We start from the raw sequence: 18,408 nt of genomic DNA on the forward strand, positions 1-18,408 counted from the left end.
CCCAGATCCCGCCTGCTTCTAACACGCAATCTACGCGCATCCTGATATTTCGCAAGTCTGTTTGTTGCATCCTTGCGCGTTATAGGATGGCTGGAAATTCCAGCCTTGCCGATGCCGCCGATGGAGGTTGGCTGCCACCGGTACCGAGGGGAGACGTCCGGATGAAACGGAACCCGCGCGCCCAACGGGCGGCGATGTTGCTATTTGGATGCTTGGGCCTGGCTGTCAGTCTTTTGATCGCCGTCTGGGTGCATCAGGAGAATCAGCAACAGTTGCAAGCGCGCCAGTCCCGGCTCAGTTCAGAGGTTGCTGCTCTGGTGCAGCAGCGATTCAGGCTGTATGAGTACGGTCTGCGAGGTGCACGAGGCGCAGTCGTTGCAGCGGGAGGTACGGCGCTGTCCCGAGCCAGCTTCGAGGCCTACATGGCTGGCCGCGAGACGGGGCGCGAATTTCCCGGTGCCCGGGGATTCGGCTTCATCCGCCGCGTGCAGCCGCAACACGAGGCCTCCTTCCTGCGGCAGGCACGCCAGGAAGGGCCCCCCGACTTCAGCATTCGCTCGCTGGGGCCCCGCAATGGGGACTTGTTTGTCATCCAGTACATCTATCCGCTGGAGATGAACCGCGAGGCCATGGGGCTGGACATCGCCACCGAGGAGAGACGGCGCGAGACGGCGCTCGCGGCTGCACGCGAAGGGGAGCCCCGCCTCACGCCGCCGCTGACGCTCGTGCAGGCTGATGGCATGCCACGGCGTGGCTTCCTTGTGCTGCTGCCGGTCTATGGCAGCCAGGCCCCACTGCGGGATGGCGAAGCGCGCCAGCAAGCCACCATCGGATGGACTTATGCCCCGCTGGTGGTCGATGACGTGCTCGCCGACATGGGACCATTGCTGGACGAGCTGCGGATCTCACTCGCTGACGCTGAAGACAGTCGGCCCTTCTACGAGTCCAGCCCGGCCGTTGAATCAGCGCCGGCAGGCACACCAGCCAGCCAGACCGTCAGCGTCTTTGGTCGCCGCTGGCTGCTCACGGCAACGGCGAGGCCGGCGCTGTTGCGTGAAGCGCGCCTGCACGATCCGGTGTGGGTAGGCGCCGGCGTTGCCGTTGCCTGGAGCTTGTCGACCTTGCTGATATGGGCTTGGCAGCGATCACGCAGCGCATTTCCCGTAACGGAGGCGGCTCGGCTGGAGGCCTTGGCCGAGACCGGGGTGTTGGAATTCCTGCGCAGCCCTCTGGCTCGGCGGGCAGCATTGGCATTCCTGGCGCTCCTGGCGCTCTTCGCCTGGGTGGACTACCAGCAGCAGTGGGTTTTCCAGGCGTCCAACGCCCAAAAGACGCTTCAGGGGCTGGTCGACGAACGTGCGGAGCGGCTGCACCTGACTCAGACCGCACGACGCAAGTCGGTACTTTTCCTGGCGGAAACCCCCTCGGTGCAAGGCCTGGTGCGGGACGGTGCCAACCAGGCCGACTGGCTGCTCCAGATGCAGCGGATCTTCATTGCACAGATGAGATCCTCGCCGGAGGTGGCGCAGGCCCGAATCATCGGGGTGGCTGACGGTGGGCGTGAACTGGTGCGGGTCGATCGGCGCGGCGCAGATCTGCAAGTTGTGCCCCGGTCCGAGCTGCAGGCCAAGGGCGACAGACCTTACATGGAGCAGACGCTCGCGCTGCAGGTCGGAGAGGTGCTGACATCGCAGCTCGAACTGAATCAGGAGCATGGACGTGTGGAGATACCGCACCGGCCGACGGTGCGCTACTCGACACCCGTGTACACGGCCGACGGCCGGGTGTTCGGAATCGTCATTCTCAACATTGACGTTGCCCAGCGCCTGGCGGAATCGGCTGCGGCGGCGCCACCGGGCACAACGTTGTACTTGCTGAACGCGGTCGACGAGTTCCTGATTCATCCCGATGCCCATCGCACGTTTGCAACAGACCGCGGGCAGACCTACCGGTGGGCCAATGAGTTCAGTTCAGCCGCGCTGCCACCGGAGATGGACGCTCGCGTACTGCAGGCCTGGCGGAAGGCGGACGGTGAAGTACTCGTCACCGCGCGGGCGATAGTGGACCCTAACCCCGGCAGCGTCGTCGGCCGGCTGACCTATGTGGCGAGCATGCCTGTTCGGCCAATGGAGCAAGCGGCCGTCCGAAGGACCGCAGAACACTTGCTGGCGCCTTTGCTGGCAGGGCTGGGTGGCGCCACGCTGCTCTACTTCTACTGGGTTGGCCTGCAGCGCCAGTTGCAGGCCCGCGGCGAACGCCTGCGCCTGGCCGCCATCGTGGATCAGTCGCGCGATGCCATCATCAGCCTGGATGCGCAGGGTCGCGTGTCTTCCTGGAACCGGGGCGCCCAGCAGCTCTTCGGCATCGCTGCGCAGGCTGCTTACGGTCTCGGACTGAGCGAACTGGTCTCGGACCCCGCGCGCCCCCTCGTTCTCGAGGATTCCGTAGCGGGTGAACAGGAACACTGGTGCCTGACCCGCGACGGTCGGCAGTTGCTTCTGGCCATGAGCGTTTCGCGGCTGGCCGGTCCAGGCGAGGCAGAGGATGGGGGCAGCCTGTCCGTCATCTTGCGAGACGTGACGGCGGAGCGGCAGGCGCAACAGGTCCAGACCGAGCTGACCGAGTCGCTGGAAGCGGAGGTCAACGAGCGCACGGCCGCGCTTGCCCGCGAGCGAGAGCGGCTGCAGAACATCCTGCGTGGCACGGATGCCGGCACCTGGGAGTGGAACGTCCAGACGGGCGAAACCCGGTTCAACGAGCGCTGGGCCGGCATCATCGGCCACACGCTGGAAGCGCTGGCGCCGGTCAGCATCCAGACCTGGCATGCGCACTTGCATCCCGAGGACCTCGCGAAGTCCCAGATCGAACTGGAGCGGCACTTCTCGGGCGAGATTGAGCAATACGCCTTCGAAAGCCGCATGCGCCACAAGGACGGCCGCTGGATCTGGGTGCAGGACCGGGGGCGGGTCTTCACCCGTACGGAAGACGGCCGGCCTGAGTGGATGTTCGGCACGCACAAGGACATCACCGCAGCGAAGACCGCACAGCTCGACGTGTCCCGTCTGGCAACGCTGCTCAAGAGCGTGCTGGACGCCGCCACCGAGGTGGCCATCATCGCGACGGACCCTGATGGCCTCATCACCATCTTCAATGCGGGTGCACAGCGATTGCTCGGCTATGACGCCTCCCGGATGATCGGGCGCGAAACGCCCGAAATGCTGCACCTGCCTGCCGAGGTCGAGGCCTATGCAGCAGAACTCACGGAGGCCCATGGTCAGCACATCGCGGGCTTTCGCGCGCTGGTGCACCAGGCAGAAATGGATGGAGCAGACCAGCGGGAGTGGACGTATGTCCGCAGCGACGGGCGGCATGTTTCCGTGATGCTCGTGGTCACACCAATACGTTCGCCACAAGGCATGATCGTGGGCTACCTGGGCATGGCGGAGGACGTATCGGCGCGCAAGCGCGCCGAGGCCGAACTGCATCAGGCCAAGTCCGACGCCGATGCTGCCAATGCCGCCAAGAGCGAGTTCCTGGCCAATATGAGCCACGAAATCCGCACGCCGATGAACGCCGTCATCGGCATTGCCAGGTTGCTGGAATCCACGCCACTGGATGTGGACCAGCGCCAGTTGTTGAGCAAGCTGCAACTCGCCGGGCGCTCGTTGCTGGGCATCATCAACGATGTGCTGGACCTGTCCAAGATCGAGGCTGGCGAGATGCGCATCGAGTCGGCGCCGCTGTCGCCAGCCCGACTGCTGGATGAGTTGCAGCAGATCTTCGGTCCACAGGCCCAGGACAAGGGCATCGGTCTGCGCATGGAGGGCGGCGAGGCGCTGCCAGCCTTCATCCGGAGCGACGAACTGCGTCTGCGGCAGATCTTCGTCAACCTGCTGAGCAATGCGATCAAGTTCACGTCGGCAGGCGAAGTTGTGCTGCGTGTGACCCGGGAGCCCGCGCAGGACAAGGGTGACTGGCTGCGCTGGTCGGTTTCCGACACGGGCATAGGCATTCCGCCGCAGACGCTCGCACATCTTTTCGAACCCTTCGTACAGGCGGACGCGTCTACCACGCGACGCTTCGGCGGAACGGGCCTGGGCCTGGCCATCGTCAGCAATCTGGCTGCGCTGCTGGGCGGTGAAGTCGGTGCCCTCAGCACGCCAGGACAGGGCAGCCAGTTCTGGCTGCGCATGCCACTGGTCATCGTCGCGCCCGATGAGGGGCAAGAGGTTTCGCGGGGAGTGATCGAAGTGGTGGTGGTGGACGACGATGTTGAAGACTTGCGCACCCTGGGTAGCCTGTGCCGGGCTCTCGGCTGGCACACCACGGAACTGGAATCCGGACAGGGCTTGCTGGACCTGGTGCAGGCCAGGCTGGAATCCGCCAAGCCCTTGCCGGATGCGCTGCTGGTGGACTGGCAGATGCCCGGAATGGACGGCCTCGTGGCGCTGCGGGCGATCGCACACAGGCTGAATCTCGAGCGCTTGCCTGCCATGCTGGTGGTGTCGGCACGCGAACGCAAGGACATCGAGGCCGCGGACCACGACCATCTTCTGGATTCGGTGCTGACCAAGCCCATCAGTAGTTCAGAGCTTTTCAACGCCGTCAATCAAAGCGTGGCGATGCACACGGGCAGCACTGAGCGCGTGATGGGCTCGACCCGCATTGATGCCCTGGATGCGCAGTGGCTGCATGGCTTGCAGGTATTGCTGGTGGATGACAGCGAAATCAACCTCGAGGTGGGCAAACGCCTTCTGGAGCAGGAGGGTGCGGTCGTGCACACCGCTCGGGACGGCCAAGAGGCGGTGAATTGCCTGCGCGAGATGCGCGGGCGCATTGACGCGGTGCTGATGGATGTGCAGATGCCCGTGATGGACGGTTACGAAGCCACCCGACGACTGCGCGAAGACCCGGCTCTGGCCAAACTTCCGGTACTGGCATTGACGGCGGGCGCACTGAGCGAGGAGCGTCGTCGGGCGCAGGAAGCCGGCATGACCGACTTCCTGACCAAGCCGCTCGATCCCGCTTCACTGGTACGGGCACTGCGGCGCACCGTGGAGCGTGTCCGCGGCACGCCGCTTCAGATCAGGCCGAGCGACGCAGCAAGAACCGGCAACGCTTCCCTGCCCCACCACTGGCCGGATATCAAGGGCATCAATGCCGTCGAAGTCGCGGGCCGGATGTCTGGCAACGTGGACCTCTTTCTGAAGCTCGTGGCGCGAATGCTGCGCGAGTTTCAGGGCGTGCGGCTTGCTGCCGAATGGCAGGGCCTTCTCAGTGCGGAACCACAGGCGCTCGAGGCGGCCATGCACAAGCTGCGAGGAGCTTCCGGGACCCTGGGAGCCAGCGACGTACAGCGTTGGTCGGGAGAAGCGGAAACGCGGTTGAGGGCCGGCGCCACGCTGTCTGATTTGCAACCGGTGATGGACGCTCTATGCCATGCGTTGGTTGACTTGAACGATGCCAGCGCCGCATCGCTCGCGCATCTCGCCGGCCCTGCGGCCGAACCGCGCGTCGCCGGCCCCATCGAGCAGACGGACCTGGATGCGTTGCTCAGCTCCCTGAGCGCACGCGAACTGAGCGCTGTTGACAAGTTCCGACGCCTTGCGCCGGCGCTCAGATCCGTCTGGGGTGAGGCGAGCTTCTCCAGCGTGAGCGCCGCCGTCGAAGATCTCGACTTTGCCGCTGCGTTGAATCAGGCACTCGCAGCCGAAGAGGCACGAAGCCGCTGATCGCGCCGACCGTCCGGCGCTTCCACCGATGCACGGAGCGCATGTTGGATCGTGCTCATGCGCTGAGCGTTCCTCAGATCGCCAGCATGGAACTCTTGTAGACACTTCATCCCACATGCAGTCGGCAGCTTCGGCTGCAATCGCTTTCTGGTCGCGCCAGCCGGGCCATCGGCGGTCCCCCGGATGCCGCGGCCCTCTGGACTGCTGCGCCGACACCGTTGAAACTCCCTGTGAACCGGCGGCAGACCTCATGCGGCCTGCGCTTGCCGGTCAGGCGAGCTTGAAGAAGCTGATCTCTGCGTTGAGGCGCTGCGCCTGTTCGGCCAGGCCGCTGGCCGAGGCGGAGGTCTGGTCAACGAGGGTGGCGTTCTGCTGCGTAGTCTGGTCCAGGGCTTGAACGGCCTGGCCCACCTCGACCACCGCCTGCCGCTGCTGCTGCGTCGACTCGGTGATCTCCCTCATCATCGTGGCCATGTGCGCGGCATTGGTGACGATGCCGGCCACCATTTCCCGGGCCTGGCCCACCACGGAGTGGCCGGACTCGACCTGCTCGATGCTGGTGTTGATCAGTGTCTTGATCTCCTTGGCGGCCTGGGCAGACCGCTGAGCCAGCGCCCGCACCTCCGATGCCACGACCGCGAAGCCGCGGCCTTGCTCACCCGCCCTTGCGGCTTCCACAGCGGCATTCAGCGCGAGGATGTTGGTCTGGAAGGCGATGCCGTCGATGGTGCCGATGATCTCGCCGATGCGGCCGGAGGATTGGCGAATCTCTTCCATGGTCCGGACCACGTCCGAGATCACCTGGCCGCACTGGCCCGCTGCGCCGGCGTTGTCATGCACGATGCGGGCGGCACCGTCGACCGTCGCGGCGGTCTGGCGCACCTGCTCGGCAATGTGCTCCATGGTGGCGGCGGTCTGCTCCAGGTTGGCTGCGGACTGCTCGGTGCGGCTCGACAGGTCCACCGCGGCGTCGGCGATCTCGCCACTCGAGTTCTGCACCTGCGCCGAACCGCTCAGCACGGCGGAGACGATGCGGCGCAACGCCACCTGCATCTCACCCAACGTCACCATCAGCTCAGCCGCTTCATCGCGGCCCCAGGGCTTGGGCGCCGTCGCCAGGTTGCCGCGGGTGATCTCGCGCAGATGTTCCGACACCTCGTTGAGCCCGCCCATCATGACCTTGTAGAAACTCAGCATCAGGTAGAGCGCCAGCAGCAGGAAGCCAGCGACGATGCTGGCCTCCACAGCCAACATCCGGTTCTTAACGTCGATGCGCTCCTTCAGCCGCTCGTCCAGGCGGGCCAGCACGCGACTGTTGTAGTCGGCCAGGGCGGCCACGGCCGCATTGCCCAGCTTCAGGAAGTCATCGGCGCTGCCCTTCAGCTCTGCGCCCAGGAGTTGCTCATTGGCGGCCGCGACGAATGCGCGGACGGCTTGATCGGCCTCCTGGCTACTCAGGCGCTTCGCCACCTCGGCTGCGCCGGATTCGATACCTTGCTGGTGCGAGCGCAGCATGTCGCCCTGCAGGAAGGGAATCACGGCCAGGTTGTCGGTGATGTGGCGACGGCGGTCGTAAGGCAACTCACCGGACTTGAGGGCGAGCGTGCCCAGGCCACGCAGTTCGGCCAGCTGTTCCAGCAGCGCGGGTCCACGCTGCACACCCAGCAACATCAGGTGATAGGTGTCCAGTTCAGGGTCAAGGCTGAGCTCGGCGCCGTCGGCGGCGTCCATTTCCAAAGACAGCAGCGTCTTGACGAACTGGTTGTGCTTCGCGAACGTCTCGTCGGGCGTGGCGCCCGCCGGGCTGCGCCTGAGCGCCTCGTGGCTCTCCCGCGCCGCGGCAAACGACTTGTCCATGCCGAGCTCCGCGCCTTCCTGGCGGTGGACGGCCTCCAGCTTGGCCCAGGCCGCGTCGACCTTGGCCTGGGCTTCATTCAGATCGGCCACCTGCGTGGTTGCGGCGCGCCTGCGGTTCTGCGCGCTTGCCGTCACCTCATGGATCGCGGTGACATAGCGCAGGCCCTGCAGTTCGTGCCGCGTGCTGCTGATGAGGCCCTGGCTGACTGACCACACCAGCCAGGCCAGCATGACCAGAGGAACGGCGAATGCCGCGGCGATGCAGGCGGCCTTGGCCGGGAAGGACAGCTTGCGGAACAATCGCACGCCGGGTGACAGCCAGCCGTGATACCGAAAGAACTCACCGAGCCCAGTGGCGCTGGCGGATGGCGTTTGAGCGAGATTGAGCATGGTGACTCCTGGAGTGGCTGTCGCGACCCGCGACGGCGTTGGGTGATGCGGAGATCGGGGCCGAAGAGACTTTTGGCTTTGCGGCGAAGTGGGCAACTGTTGCTTCAGTGCAGCGCGTTCGGACCTTTGAGCACGCCAATGGACGGGTCGTCCAGCAGCTTCTCGGTGTCCGTGAGGATCAGCACACGCTGGCAGGCTTCGAGCGATGCGACCGTGGCGATGCCATTGATGAAGTGGACGGCGCCACTTTGCAGGCTCGGAGCCGGCCGGATCTCGGCTTCGCTGAGGGCGAGCACATCGCTGACAGCATCGACGACGACGCCAACCACGCGGCCCCGCACGTTAAGCACGATGACGACGGTCAGAGCGTCATAGCGCGGCTCCTCACGAGCAAGAAGCAGGCGCAGGTCGACGATGGGCACGATGACGCCGCGCAGGTTGACAACGCCCTTGACGCTCGGCGGCGCGCCGGCGATGCGTGTCGGCGGCTCGAAGCGGCGGATCTCCTGCACTTGCAGGATGCTCAGCGCGTACTCCTCGTCGCCGACTTGAAAGCTCAGGTACTCGCCAGGTCGGGCGGTTGCGCTGGCCGCCGGTGACTCAACGCCAACCGGTTGCAGCTGTAACTGTCGCCTGTGGTCGAGCGGCGTGCTCATGACAGTGAGGGCTTGGTCCATCGCATCTCGCTCCGACAGCCGAGGCTGATCTGTTTAAGATGCTTCTATGGTAGGCGATGGAGTGGCATTTCTAGCATTTATGCATGTGACGTCTATCACATGATTTCATTTCAAATGCAGTCCGGTGGGTTAGAGCGACTCCAGCTGTCTTGCCAGCGCTTCCCAGCGCGGACGGGCGATATTCCAGTCATGGGCCTCGCAAGCATTTTCAAGCGCGGCTGCGCAGTCGCTGGCGTCGCGGTGGCCGAGGGTGCGCAGTATCGACTTGAGGTTGTGCGCCAGGCGACGCAAGCCGGGGGCATCGGTGGCCGCCATTGCACGCCGGCCCGCAACCAGATCCAGTTGGAACTGCTCGAGGCAACTGGCGCGGAAGGCGTGGTACAGGGCGGCATTGCCGTCGAAATGCTCGGCAATCACGTCTTGGTCGCCCTCGGAATGCACCTTCAGGGTGACTCCGCTCTCAGGGCTAGGCTCACCGGCCAGTGCCGCCGTGACGCAATCCTCGAGTTCCGCCACGCTGCAGGGTTTGGACAGCAGCCGCCAGACGTCGGGGCGCTCAAGGATCCGCCGCGTGGCGACGTCCAGGCCTGCGCTGAAAACGGCCAGCCGGGCATCGCCTCTCAATCGAGGCTCTGCGGCGAGGGCGTCGATCAGGTCCATGCCCGAACGACCGGGCAGCATCAAATCCGTCAGGATGAGGGCGACTGACCGCTGGGAAAGTATGGCGAGGGCGTCTTCGACCGTCGTAACGACGACGAGCTGAATGGGAAGTTCGCCCAGCGCCATGCTGACGAAGCGCCGCATGATGCTGTCGTCTTCGACAAGCAACACGCTGGGCGCCATGTTCACTCCACCGTTTCCTCGGTGAATTGCTCCGCCAGCAGGGCTGGCAATTCCGCGACCAGACGCGGCTTGTGAACGACCGCAACCCCTTCAAGCGCGAAAGCGTAAGGTTCGCGCTGGGTCTCATCCAGCGATGTGATGACGATGAGCTGGCTGCCTGAAAAATGCGGGTCGGAGCGCAAGGTGCCGATCAGGGCTGCGCCATCAATGCCGGGAAGCAGGATATCGACCAGCAGCACTTGCGGCTGCAATTGCCCGTACATGGCGAGCCCGACGATGCCATCCGGCGCAATATGGAGTTCCAGCTCGGGGAACTTTTGGGCGAGCACCATGGCGATCAGCTTCTGGTAGTGCACGGAGTCTTCGATCAGCAGCACGCGCCCACGGGGGGCACTTGGCCGTGCCCCGCTCCGCGGCGCTGGCGCCTCCTCCGGCTTCACCGCTTCAGCAGTCCCTTCGCGGCGGGCCGCCCACGCCTGGACAGATTCCTTGGAGATGCGGCGATGCCCGCCAGGCGTCTTCCAGGCAACAAGCTCGCCGCGGTCCACCATCATCTGCACGGAACGTACGGCCAGCCCGAGCAACTTGGCGACCTCAATGGTGCTGAAGTCAGCGCCGGTGGCAATGTCTGCGGGAGTCCTGGGCATCAGTCAAATTTGAAGACTCTCAATCCCAGAGAGTCATGCGCGTTGAATGACAAATATGATAGCCCGCCACCAAGATGTGGTTCGGGGATTTGCAATCTGCAATGCTATGCAATCGATTCAAGTACAAGTGCCGCCGATTGAGACTCACGTCAGGGCGTCCTGCAGGCTTGAGTCCTTGCCCAATCGCCCGCCACCGTGACTCGCAAGTGGCTGGGTTCAAGGGCCGCTGTACTCTGCCTTGCCAGCGTCCTGAGGTGGCTTGCGACTGACGATTGCCCAGTGAAGGCAGGTTGGTTGATGCATTCATGGCGAAAGTTGCCAGCTAGTTCGCCATCGCCAAGGGAAGCTGCAGGCGGAAGAGTGCTCCCCCACCGGTGCGGTTCTCGGCCGTGATCTGACCGCCGTGGACGCCCAGAATCTTGCGGCAGATGGCAAGCCCAAGGCCGGTACCGCCGGACCCATCTTTGGTCCGGCTGGACTGGACGAAAGCTTCGAAGACGCTTTCCAGTTCCGCAGCGGGAATGCCCGGGCCCCGGTCAGCGACGCTCACTTCACATCGGTCATCTGCGGTACGCCGTGCTTCGATGTGCACCTCTGCGCCCTCCGGCGAGAACTTGATCGCATTGGCCACCACATTGCGCACGGCCTGGTGAATGCGACCGGGATCCACCTCTGCCGAAAGCTCTGAGGAGGGCAGCGAAAGGTTGAGTTGCAGACGACGCTGGTTCAGCAAGGGGTCCAGTTCCCGCAACGCTGCCTGGAGCAACGTGCGCAGGTCGCAGCGTTCCATCTCGAAGCCGCCGACGGTGCTCTCCAGCTTGGAGACGTCTAGGAGGTCATTCACCAGGGCCAGCATGCGTCGACCCGAAAGGTGGATGTCGGTGAACATGCCGGCAAGCATCTCCTTGCTGCCACCGCGGGTCATGCCGAGTTCAGAGAACCCGAGAATGGCCTGCAGGGGGGTGCGCAGTTCGTGACTGATATTGGCAACGAATTCGGACTTGGCACGCGATGCCCGCTCGGCCACGTCACGTGCCTCACGGGTAGCGCGTTCGGCATCGCGGAACTCGCTCACGTCCATCAGCGTGCACAGGATGCCCGCAGGCTGGCCATGCTCGCCGGGCACGACAACCTTGGTGACGACCATGTCACGCAGCGACCCGTCCTGATGCTGGACGCGGGCTTCATAGCGAATCCTGCCGCCGCGGGCCATCAACTGGGCGTCCAGGCCGGCATGCAGGGCTGCAGCTTCAGCAGGCAGGAAATGCCCCACCTCGGCGCCCACCACCTGATCACGCGATCGGCCGACGAAGTCTTCCCATGCCTGGTTGACCATGACGTAGCGACCGGCTGTGTCGAACATGGACACGGGCAGCGGACTGATCTCCTGCAACAGTCCAGTGAATGCGAGCTGACGACTCACTTGCCGCTCGGCCGCCACCTGCTCGCTGACATCGACTGCGCTGCCCGCGAAGCCGACCAAGCGCCCGTCGCCGCCCTGGAGCGGAACGACAGCAACCAGGAAGTGGCGGCGCTGGCCGTTGGCTTGTGGAACGCAGACCTGAGCCTGTCGGACACCAGCGCGGTCGTCCGGTCGGAAGAGTTCAGCCGTGCGCTGCTTGTCGCCACAAACCACAAGGTCGGTCAGGCGAAGCCCGTGTGCACTGCTCATGTCACCATTGCTGACTGCGGCCCAGCGAGCGTTCACGAACGTGATGACGCCGTCAACATCAGTCCGGAAGATCAGCTCCTGCACACTCTTGAGCAGCACACTCATCTCCCGCTCTCTCAGAGCGACCTGTTCATGCGCAAGATCCAGGGCCAGTCGCGCGCGGTCCTGTGCCCGAATCTGGCGCAAGACCACGACCAAACCGCTGCCGATGGCTACCAGCGTCAGCAGAGCCAGCAAGCCAAGCCATCTCAGGCGCTCACGCCATGAAGTCAGCACGGCGGCTTCGTCCAGCTCGATGATGACCGCAAGCGGCCTCTTGCGGGACGCGCGGAAGGCCACCACCTGCGGGCCGGCTTGCGTGCCAGTTCCCAGGTACTCCCCATGCTCGCGATCGGGGAGCCAACTTTGGAACACAGGATGACTGGTGATCAGAGCGCCTGGCTCAAGCTGCAGCCGATCGTTGACCGCGATGAGTTGTCCACCGAGGCTGCTGAGCATGGCTACGCCGCCGGGTTCGGCCAGCGCGGCCTGCTGAAAGTTGGCAAGCGCCCCGGGATTGATCAGCGCCACGAGCAGCAGTTGCCGGCCATCTGGCCCACGCAACGCACGCAGCAGCGGCTGCATGACCACTCCTGTGGCACGGGGTCGCGGGGCGTCAGGTGCCAGATCGGCCAGGCTGCGGCCCCGCACCAGGGGGAGCAGTGCATCGCGCCCGTCGCCCGGCAAGGTGCCGAGTTTGCGCAAATCAACGCGCCCGCCACGATCGGCGGTGATGGAGCTGGCGAGCACGCTGCCCGAATCGTCCAGGATGGCAGCTCCGCGGAGGAATGGAAGGCCGGTGAGAAGCGGCTGGTCCAGCAGTGGCTGAAAATTTTCGATGTTGCGCTCGCGCGAGACTGCCTCTGCCAGCGTCTGCAGAATGAGTGACGCGGAGTCGACGGTCCGCGTGACGTGATCCTCAAGCGTTCGGGCGATGAGCTCTGCCCGCTCCTGTGCATTCTTGAGAACCTCACGCCGCTCATAGGTGACGAAGGCGGCCAGCACGAGCACGACCGCAAGCGCCAACAAGGCAGCAAACCCTTGTGCCAGCAGTGCCTGGCCTGCCGTGCGCGAAGGGGCGCGGTGGTTGGTCACATCGACCTCGTCACTGGGTGACGATGATCTCACCCAGACCGTGGCGGCGTGCCGCCGCCGAGAGCCGTCCATCGCGCTTGATGGCGGAAACGAACTCGTCCAGTCTCGCAAGCCAAGCAGCATCTCCGCGCTTGACGGCATAGCCATAGGGCAGCACGAAGAACGGTTTGGGCGGCGCGACGAGCCGCGCCCAGTCGGCGTTGTCGAGCAAGCGGCGGCTGTAGGGATAGTCGGTCATGAAGACATCGACGCGGCCGGCTTCCAACTCCTGCTCGCGCGTCGAAGGTGGGCGCACAACCACCATGCGCGCCTCCTTGAGCGCATCACGCATGACCGGCTCCATGAAGGTGCCGGCCTGAACAGCAACCACCACGCCGGGTTGGTCGATGTCGCCCCACTGGCGCACGGTGCGATTGGCTCGTGTGGTGACGCCATAGATGTCGCTCTGCAAGTACGGCTCGGTGAAGGCCAGTTGTTCTTTGCGGCTGGGCAGGATACCCACGGCAAACATGGCCACATCACAGCGGCCGCTGTTCAGATCCCCGATGAGTTGCGGGAACGACGACTCAACATAGGCCAGTCGGACATTCAGCTCGCGGGCCAGTTCGCCCGACAGGTCGATGTCGATGCCAGCGAGCCCCTGGGTTCGCGGGCTGCGATAGGTCACGCCGTAGTAATCAGGCCAGATGCAAACACGCAGCGTGCCGCTCGCCCGCACCTGATCAAGGACTTGCGCCTGGGCGATTGGAGCCGCCATCGCCGTCATCATTGCGGCGGCTGCCGTGGCGATGAAACGCCGCAAGGCGGCAAGGGCGAAAACAATGGCCGTGTCGTGCTTGCTCATGCCAGCCCCACCAGTTCGTCGAAACTAGGCGGCTGCTGGTTGATGCGATCACGCACAGCCACGAGCTTCACCGCGTGCTCCGCGAAAACGTCGACAACACGAGGGTCGAACGCCTTGCCGCGCTGCTCAAGCAACATGTCCAAAGCCACCCCGTCGGCATAAGCCTTTCGGTAGCAGCGATCCATCGTCAAGGCGTCGAAGAAGTCGACCACGGCCACGATGCGACCGGACAGCGGAATGGCTTCGCCGCGCAGACCGCGCGGATACCCGCCGCCATCCCAACGCTCATGGTGCGTCAGCGCTACTTCCGCCGCCAATTGGAACAGTGGTACGCGAGAGCGCCCCAGAATGTCTGACCCGATTTCAGGGTGACGCGTCATCACGCGACGTTCCTCACCGCTGAGGCTGCCAGGCTTCTTCAAGATGTAGTCAGGAATGCCAATCTTGCCAACGTCGTGCATGGGTGCGGCGCGGCGCAGGCGCTCGGCATAGGCCGCCGATTCGCCAATGGCCAATGCCAGTGCTTCCGACAGGTAGCCAATGCGCACCATGTGCACGCCGGTGTCGTCGTCCCGAAAATCCGCTGCCAGGGCGAGACGCAGAAGCGCGTCGTGATGAGCGCGTGTGACTTCGCGCAGGGCCTCATTGCGCTCGTCATACATCTGACGCAGGTCTACGACCAAGCGCTCCATCTGAGCTGCGGCCGATTCGTCGAAGCTCCGTCCGACCGGCGTGGCGATGACGTCGATAGTTGCAGTCATCACACTGTCTCCCACATCTGAGCGACGCAGTCGATCAACTGCAGTGGGCTGAAGGGCTTGACCAGGTACAAGTCGGCGCCTGCAACAAGGCCGGCATCACGGTCCGTGGCTTGACCCCGCGCGCTCAGCAGGATGACGCGCGGCAAAGCAAAACTTTCGTCGCTGCGCAGTCTTCGGCAGACCTCCAGTCCATCGATCTCGCCCGGCATCATCACGTCAAGCAATACCAGTTCCGGCAGCAACTCCGCGGCCAGGCGCAGCGCCGTCGGGCCGTCAGGTGCCTCGATGAGGTCGTAGCCTTCGAACTCCAGCGTCATGCGGATCAGCCGACGGATGTCGGCGTGGTCGTCCACTATCAAGATCCTTTTCATGAGCTGCGTCCTCGTTCGTGCGGGTGACCTGAAGTGTCATTTTTATTATTTGAAATTGCAACGCGGGAGGCGCGATTAGCATATCAATTCCGGAATTATTTGGCTTACAGAACGCCCCTCTCCCTTGCGCGCGGGGTGCATCCGAGTTGATGTGCTCGGACATCATTTCAGTGAATGATTTGTATCGTTTCAGAACCGCGCTTTTCGCCGGCCGTCGAAGTGAGGACGCCTCTGGGAGTAGCAAAGGCCTTCGGGAGACCTAATGTCGTACCCCGGATAGCTCCACCGCGTAGATGGCCGGCCTGCCTTCCAGGTTGGAACGGAAGACCAGCCACTTGCCGTCCGGCGTGAAGTGCTGGTTGGGTTCCAGCGTGTAGTCGTGCTTGCCGAGGTCCGCCACGCGGATGCTTTCCAGCCGGCCCGGCGTGATGAGGCCGGGCACCGGCTTCTCGCGCTGCACGGGCTTCAGCAGGCTGATCCACTTGCCGGCGTTGCCGCCGTCGCCGGAAAACATCTGGCCGTCGGGTGACTGCATGAAGTGATAGGACGCCTGATCGCGCGCAACCTCATAACGCCACTGTTCCCCGGTGGACAGGTTGCGGCCGGTCAGCCAGGTCACGCCGCCACGAGGGGACTGCAGATCGTACCAGACGGTCTTGCCGTCGCGGCCCCAGAACTCGTGGCCCGCGATCTCGCCGGCCATCGTGCGGGTGTGGATCTTGGTCAGCTGCGTGCCGTCGATGCGTATGGTCCAGATGCGGTCCACCTCGTGCCAGGGGCCTTCGTGGCAGAACATCAGCAGCGTCGGGTCGGTGGGCGAGAACTTCAGGTGGTTGAGCCAGTCGGTCGCGCGGTGGATGGACTTGCGTTCACCGGTCGCGATGGCCACGCTGTACATCTCCATGGGCACGCGCGCGGCCAGCCGCTCGGCCATCCATTTGCCCTTGGCGGCGGCGAACGACAAGGGCTTGCCGTCCGGCCCGGTGCCCGCGTAATGCGGCGAGCCGGTCACCGGATCGCGCTTGCCTTGCGCGGCGATGTGGGCCGGCGGTGGCGCCGTCTCCCAGACGCCGGCCAGCAGCGTCTCGTCGGCATTGATGGCCATCACGCGGCCGCCGGGCAGGTCGGCGATCTTGCGCGTCTTGCCGCTGTCGATGTCCACCGACCAGACCGAGAACGGGCCGCCCTCCTCCACCGCCTTGTCACGCAGCGTGTAGTAGGCGTTGCGCGACTTGGGGCCGGCGAACAGCAGGCGGTCAACGCTGCCTTTCAACACCGACCGGGTCTGCCAGGTCCTGGTGTCGGCCACGCGCACGCCCTCGGCCGTCAGGTAGATCATCAGATCGCCCTGCGGCGTGAACGGGTTGTAGTTGAAGTAGAGGCCGTAGTTGCCGGGGCTGTCGTCCACGCGCACGATGCGCCGGCCGGTGGTGGTGTCCGTCCAGCCGGCGGGTTCGGCCGCGAGGGCCGCGAGGGCCGCGGGAGCGGGAAGCGCGCCGAGCACCAGGGCCGCCGCGAGCGCGCCCCACCAAGCCTTTGTCTTCATCGTCGTCGTCGTGGCGAATGCGAAACGGCCATCCTAGCCAGCACCCATGCCCGGCGCGGCAGCCGCGGACCCGCGAGGCGACAACGCTCATGTAAATGAGCCGTCAGGCGAACTGCAGCGTCTGCCCGTCCTCCGGCACCAGCATGCGTGCGCCGAGACCTGCCGACGCGACCGCGTCGCGCAGGCTGGCGCGCGTGGTGGGGCAGTGGTCCAGCGCTTCCAGGTGGTTGGCGATGAAGACGCCGTCGCCCTCGGCGGCCAGGGCCAGCGCCTGGTCAGCGTCCATGATCAGTTCGCCGCCCAGGTCCATCGCAGCGCCGCCTGCCGGCACGATGCTGACGGCGGGCCGCTGCTCGCGCACGCAGCGGCGCACTTCGTCGGTCAGCACCGTGTCGCCGGCCAGGTAGACGCTGGGCTCGCCGGCCTGCTCGATGATGTAGCCGTGGCCGTGCACCATCAGCCGGCCTATCCAGCCTTCGCCGTGCAGGCAGGCCACCGGCGTGATGCGGCCGCTGCGCAACGGCGTGGCTCCCTCGGCGTTCAGCACCTGCACGTTCAGCCCGCGTTCGCGCAGGTAGGCCGCGTCGTCAGGCATGCACAGCACCGGCAGCTGGCGTTCGCGCAGCCAGCGCTTGCCGGCGCGGTCCAGATGGTCGAAGTGGCCTTTGCGGCAATGGGTGATGAGCGCATGCGTGACGCCATCGAGCAGCGCGTCGGTGCCCGCCGGCAGGTCGACCAGCGGGTTGCGACGGCGCTGTGCAGTAAGCCACTTCAGCGACGGCAGCGCGCCGGCCGGGGCCAGCATCGGGTCGACGAGGATGCGCAGGTCGTCGGCGTAGCTCAGCACGACGGTGGCGTTTCGGACTTGGGTGATCTGCATATGGGTCTGCTCCCGAAGCGTGAACAGGCCCGATTGTGGAAAGCGGCCGCCCTGAGGATAATGACCTGGAATGACACATTCATTGCATTTCATGCCACGCCGCCGCATCGGCCTGCTGCTCTACCCCGGCTGCATGCCGGCTGGCCTGTTCGCCGCGGCCGATCTGCTCAGCGCGGCCAGCCTGCGCGCCGCCCGGCCGGTGTTCGAAACGGTGTGGGTGGGGCTGCGCGCCGGCGATGTGGCCTGCGCCCAGGGCATGTCTTTGCGGGCCCAGGCCGCACTGACCGATGCGCGGCTCGATGCGCTGCTGGTGCCGGGCTACTGGTCGCGCTCGCCCGACCACCTGCCGCGTGGGCTGGCCGACAACCGCGAGCTGGTGCAGGCGCTGGGCGCGCTGCCCCGGCGCGTGGCGCTGTGGAGCTACTGCACCGGCGTCGCGCTCGTGGCCGAATCCGGCCGGCTGGTGGGCCAGCCCGCGACCGCGGCCTGGTGGATGGCGCCGTGGCTGCAGCAACGCCACCCCCGCGTCGACTGGCAATGGCAGCACGCCCACGTGGCCGGGCGCAGCGTGGCCACGGCCTCGGGCGTGCATGGGCATCTGCCGCTGGTGTCGGCGCAGGTGGAGCCCGTGATCGGCCCAGAGGCGTGGCAGGACGTGGCGCGGCTGATGATGCTGCCGCGCCCTCGCCAGCCGGCGCCGGTGTTCGACGGCCTGGCCCTCACACCGGCGACCGATCCGCTGCTGGCGCGACTGCGCACGGTGGCCGAGGCCACGCCGGCTGCGGAGGCCACGCTGCCACGCCTGGCGGCGGCGCTGGCCGTGTCCCCGCGCACGCTCGCACGCAAGGCGCAGGCATTGGCGGGCGAGCCGGCCGGCGCCTTCGTTCGGCGCGTGAAGCTGCACCAGGCCAGCGAACACCTGCTGCACACCGGCCGGTCGGTGGGCGAGGTCTGTGCCGGCCTGGGATTTGCTGACGAGGCGAGTTTTCGGCGCAGCTTCAAGGCGTTGACCGGCCAGACGCCCCAGGAATTCCGGCAGCAGCACCGCCCCTGA

Annotated in this window: 12 protein-coding genes; 2 read left to right on the top strand and 10 right to left on the bottom strand. The window is 65.4% G+C overall.

Annotated elements, in window-relative coordinates:
* Positions 1-161 precede the first annotated feature (161 nt).
* A complete protein-coding gene (locus tag J2X21_RS17525) occupies positions 162-5,732 on the top strand; it encodes a CHASE domain-containing protein (protein ID WP_310330733.1) in 5,571 nt (1,856 codons plus the stop codon).
* A 270-nt stretch (positions 5,733-6,002) separates the two neighbouring features.
* On the opposite strand, the gene J2X21_RS17530 is transcribed toward J2X21_RS17525, so the two are convergent.
* From J2X21_RS17530 to J2X21_RS17575, 10 genes are all read right to left on the bottom strand, one after another.
* Complete coding sequence (locus tag J2X21_RS17530; protein ID WP_310330736.1) at positions 6,003-8,075, bottom strand: methyl-accepting chemotaxis protein; 2,073 nt, start codon at positions 8,073-8,075, stop codon at positions 6,003-6,005.
* Positions 8,076-8,083: 8 nt separating this feature from the next.
* Positions 8,084-8,635 carry a chemotaxis protein CheW gene (locus J2X21_RS17535; protein WP_310330738.1) on the bottom strand — a complete coding sequence of 184 codons (552 nt, stop codon included), beginning with the start codon at positions 8,633-8,635 and terminating at the stop codon, positions 8,084-8,086.
* A gap of 150 nt (positions 8,636-8,785) precedes the next feature.
* Positions 8,786-9,499 carry a response regulator gene (locus J2X21_RS17540; protein ID WP_310330739.1) on the bottom strand — a complete coding sequence of 238 codons (714 nt, stop codon included), beginning with the start codon at positions 9,497-9,499 and terminating at the stop codon, positions 8,786-8,788.
* 2 nt (positions 9,500-9,501) lie between these two features.
* The gene (locus tag J2X21_RS17545; RefSeq protein WP_310330740.1) at positions 9,502-10,146 is read right to left on the bottom strand and encodes an excisionase family DNA-binding protein; all 645 of its coding nucleotides are present in this window, start codon (positions 10,144-10,146) and stop codon (positions 9,502-9,504) included.
* A gap of 322 nt (positions 10,147-10,468) precedes the next feature.
* A complete protein-coding gene (locus tag J2X21_RS17550) occupies positions 10,469-12,952 on the bottom strand; it encodes a sensor histidine kinase (RefSeq protein WP_310330742.1) in 2,484 nt (827 codons plus the stop codon).
* A 10-nt stretch (positions 12,953-12,962) separates the two neighbouring features.
* The gene (locus tag J2X21_RS17555; RefSeq protein WP_404667381.1) at positions 12,963-13,709 is read right to left on the bottom strand and encodes an ABC transporter substrate-binding protein; all 747 of its coding nucleotides are present in this window, start codon (positions 13,707-13,709) and stop codon (positions 12,963-12,965) included.
* 83 nt (positions 13,710-13,792) lie between these two features.
* The gene (locus tag J2X21_RS17560) at positions 13,793-14,557 is read right to left on the bottom strand and encodes an HD-GYP domain-containing protein (protein ID WP_310330744.1); all 765 of its coding nucleotides are present in this window, start codon (positions 14,555-14,557) and stop codon (positions 13,793-13,795) included.
* Positions 14,557-14,928, bottom strand: a complete 372-nt coding sequence (locus J2X21_RS17565; protein ID WP_310330746.1) for a response regulator transcription factor — start codon at positions 14,926-14,928, stop codon at positions 14,557-14,559. Before J2X21_RS17565 ends, J2X21_RS17560 begins: the two co-directional genes overlap by 1 nt.
* A gap of 259 nt (positions 14,929-15,187) precedes the next feature.
* Positions 15,188-16,474 carry an oligogalacturonate lyase family protein gene (locus tag J2X21_RS17570; RefSeq protein ID WP_310330748.1) on the bottom strand — a complete coding sequence of 429 codons (1,287 nt, stop codon included), beginning with the start codon at positions 16,472-16,474 and terminating at the stop codon, positions 15,188-15,190.
* A gap of 103 nt (positions 16,475-16,577) precedes the next feature.
* The gene (locus J2X21_RS17575; protein ID WP_310330750.1) at positions 16,578-17,354 is read right to left on the bottom strand and encodes an MBL fold metallo-hydrolase; all 777 of its coding nucleotides are present in this window, start codon (positions 17,352-17,354) and stop codon (positions 16,578-16,580) included.
* A gap of 91 nt (positions 17,355-17,445) precedes the next feature.
* Here J2X21_RS17575 and J2X21_RS17580 point away from each other — a divergent pair, with 91 nt between their 5' ends.
* On the top strand, positions 17,446-18,408 hold the full coding sequence (locus tag J2X21_RS17580; RefSeq protein WP_310330751.1) for a GlxA family transcriptional regulator: 963 nt from the start codon (positions 17,446-17,448) through the stop codon (positions 18,406-18,408).

This window comes from Roseateles asaccharophilus (assembly GCF_031458115.1).
Taxonomy (GTDB): Bacteria; Pseudomonadota; Gammaproteobacteria; order Burkholderiales; family Burkholderiaceae_C; genus Pelomonas; species Pelomonas asaccharophilus_A.

Bases quoted from the DNA above. Each gene is read 5' to 3' on its own strand.
- J2X21_RS17535 (WP_310330738.1), bottom strand. From the start codon at position 8,635: ATGAGCACGCCGCTCGACCACAGGCGACAGTTACAGCTGCAACCGGTT.
- J2X21_RS17560 (WP_310330744.1), bottom strand. From the start codon at position 14,557: ATGACTGCAACTATCGACGTCATCGCCACGCCGGTCGGACGGAGCTTC.
- J2X21_RS17580 (WP_310330751.1), top strand. From the start codon at position 17,446: ATGCCACGCCGCCGCATCGGCCTGCTGCTCTACCCCGGCTGCATGCCG.
- J2X21_RS17525 (WP_310330733.1), top strand. From the start codon at position 162: ATGAAACGGAACCCGCGCGCCCAACGGGCGGCGATGTTGCTATTTGGA.
- J2X21_RS17545 (WP_310330740.1), bottom strand. From the start codon at position 10,146: ATGCCCAGGACTCCCGCAGACATTGCCACCGGCGCTGACTTCAGCACC.
- J2X21_RS17570 (WP_310330748.1), bottom strand. From the start codon at position 16,474: ATGAAGACAAAGGCTTGGTGGGGCGCGCTCGCGGCGGCCCTGGTGCTC.
- J2X21_RS17555 (WP_404667381.1), bottom strand. From the start codon at position 13,709: ATGGCGGCTCCAATCGCCCAGGCGCAAGTCCTTGATCAGGTGCGGGCG.
- J2X21_RS17575 (WP_310330750.1), bottom strand. From the start codon at position 17,354: ATGCAGATCACCCAAGTCCGAAACGCCACCGTCGTGCTGAGCTACGCC.
- J2X21_RS17540 (WP_310330739.1), bottom strand. From the start codon at position 9,499: ATGGCGCCCAGCGTGTTGCTTGTCGAAGACGACAGCATCATGCGGCGC.
- J2X21_RS17565 (WP_310330746.1), bottom strand. From the start codon at position 14,928: ATGAAAAGGATCTTGATAGTGGACGACCACGCCGACATCCGTCGGCTG.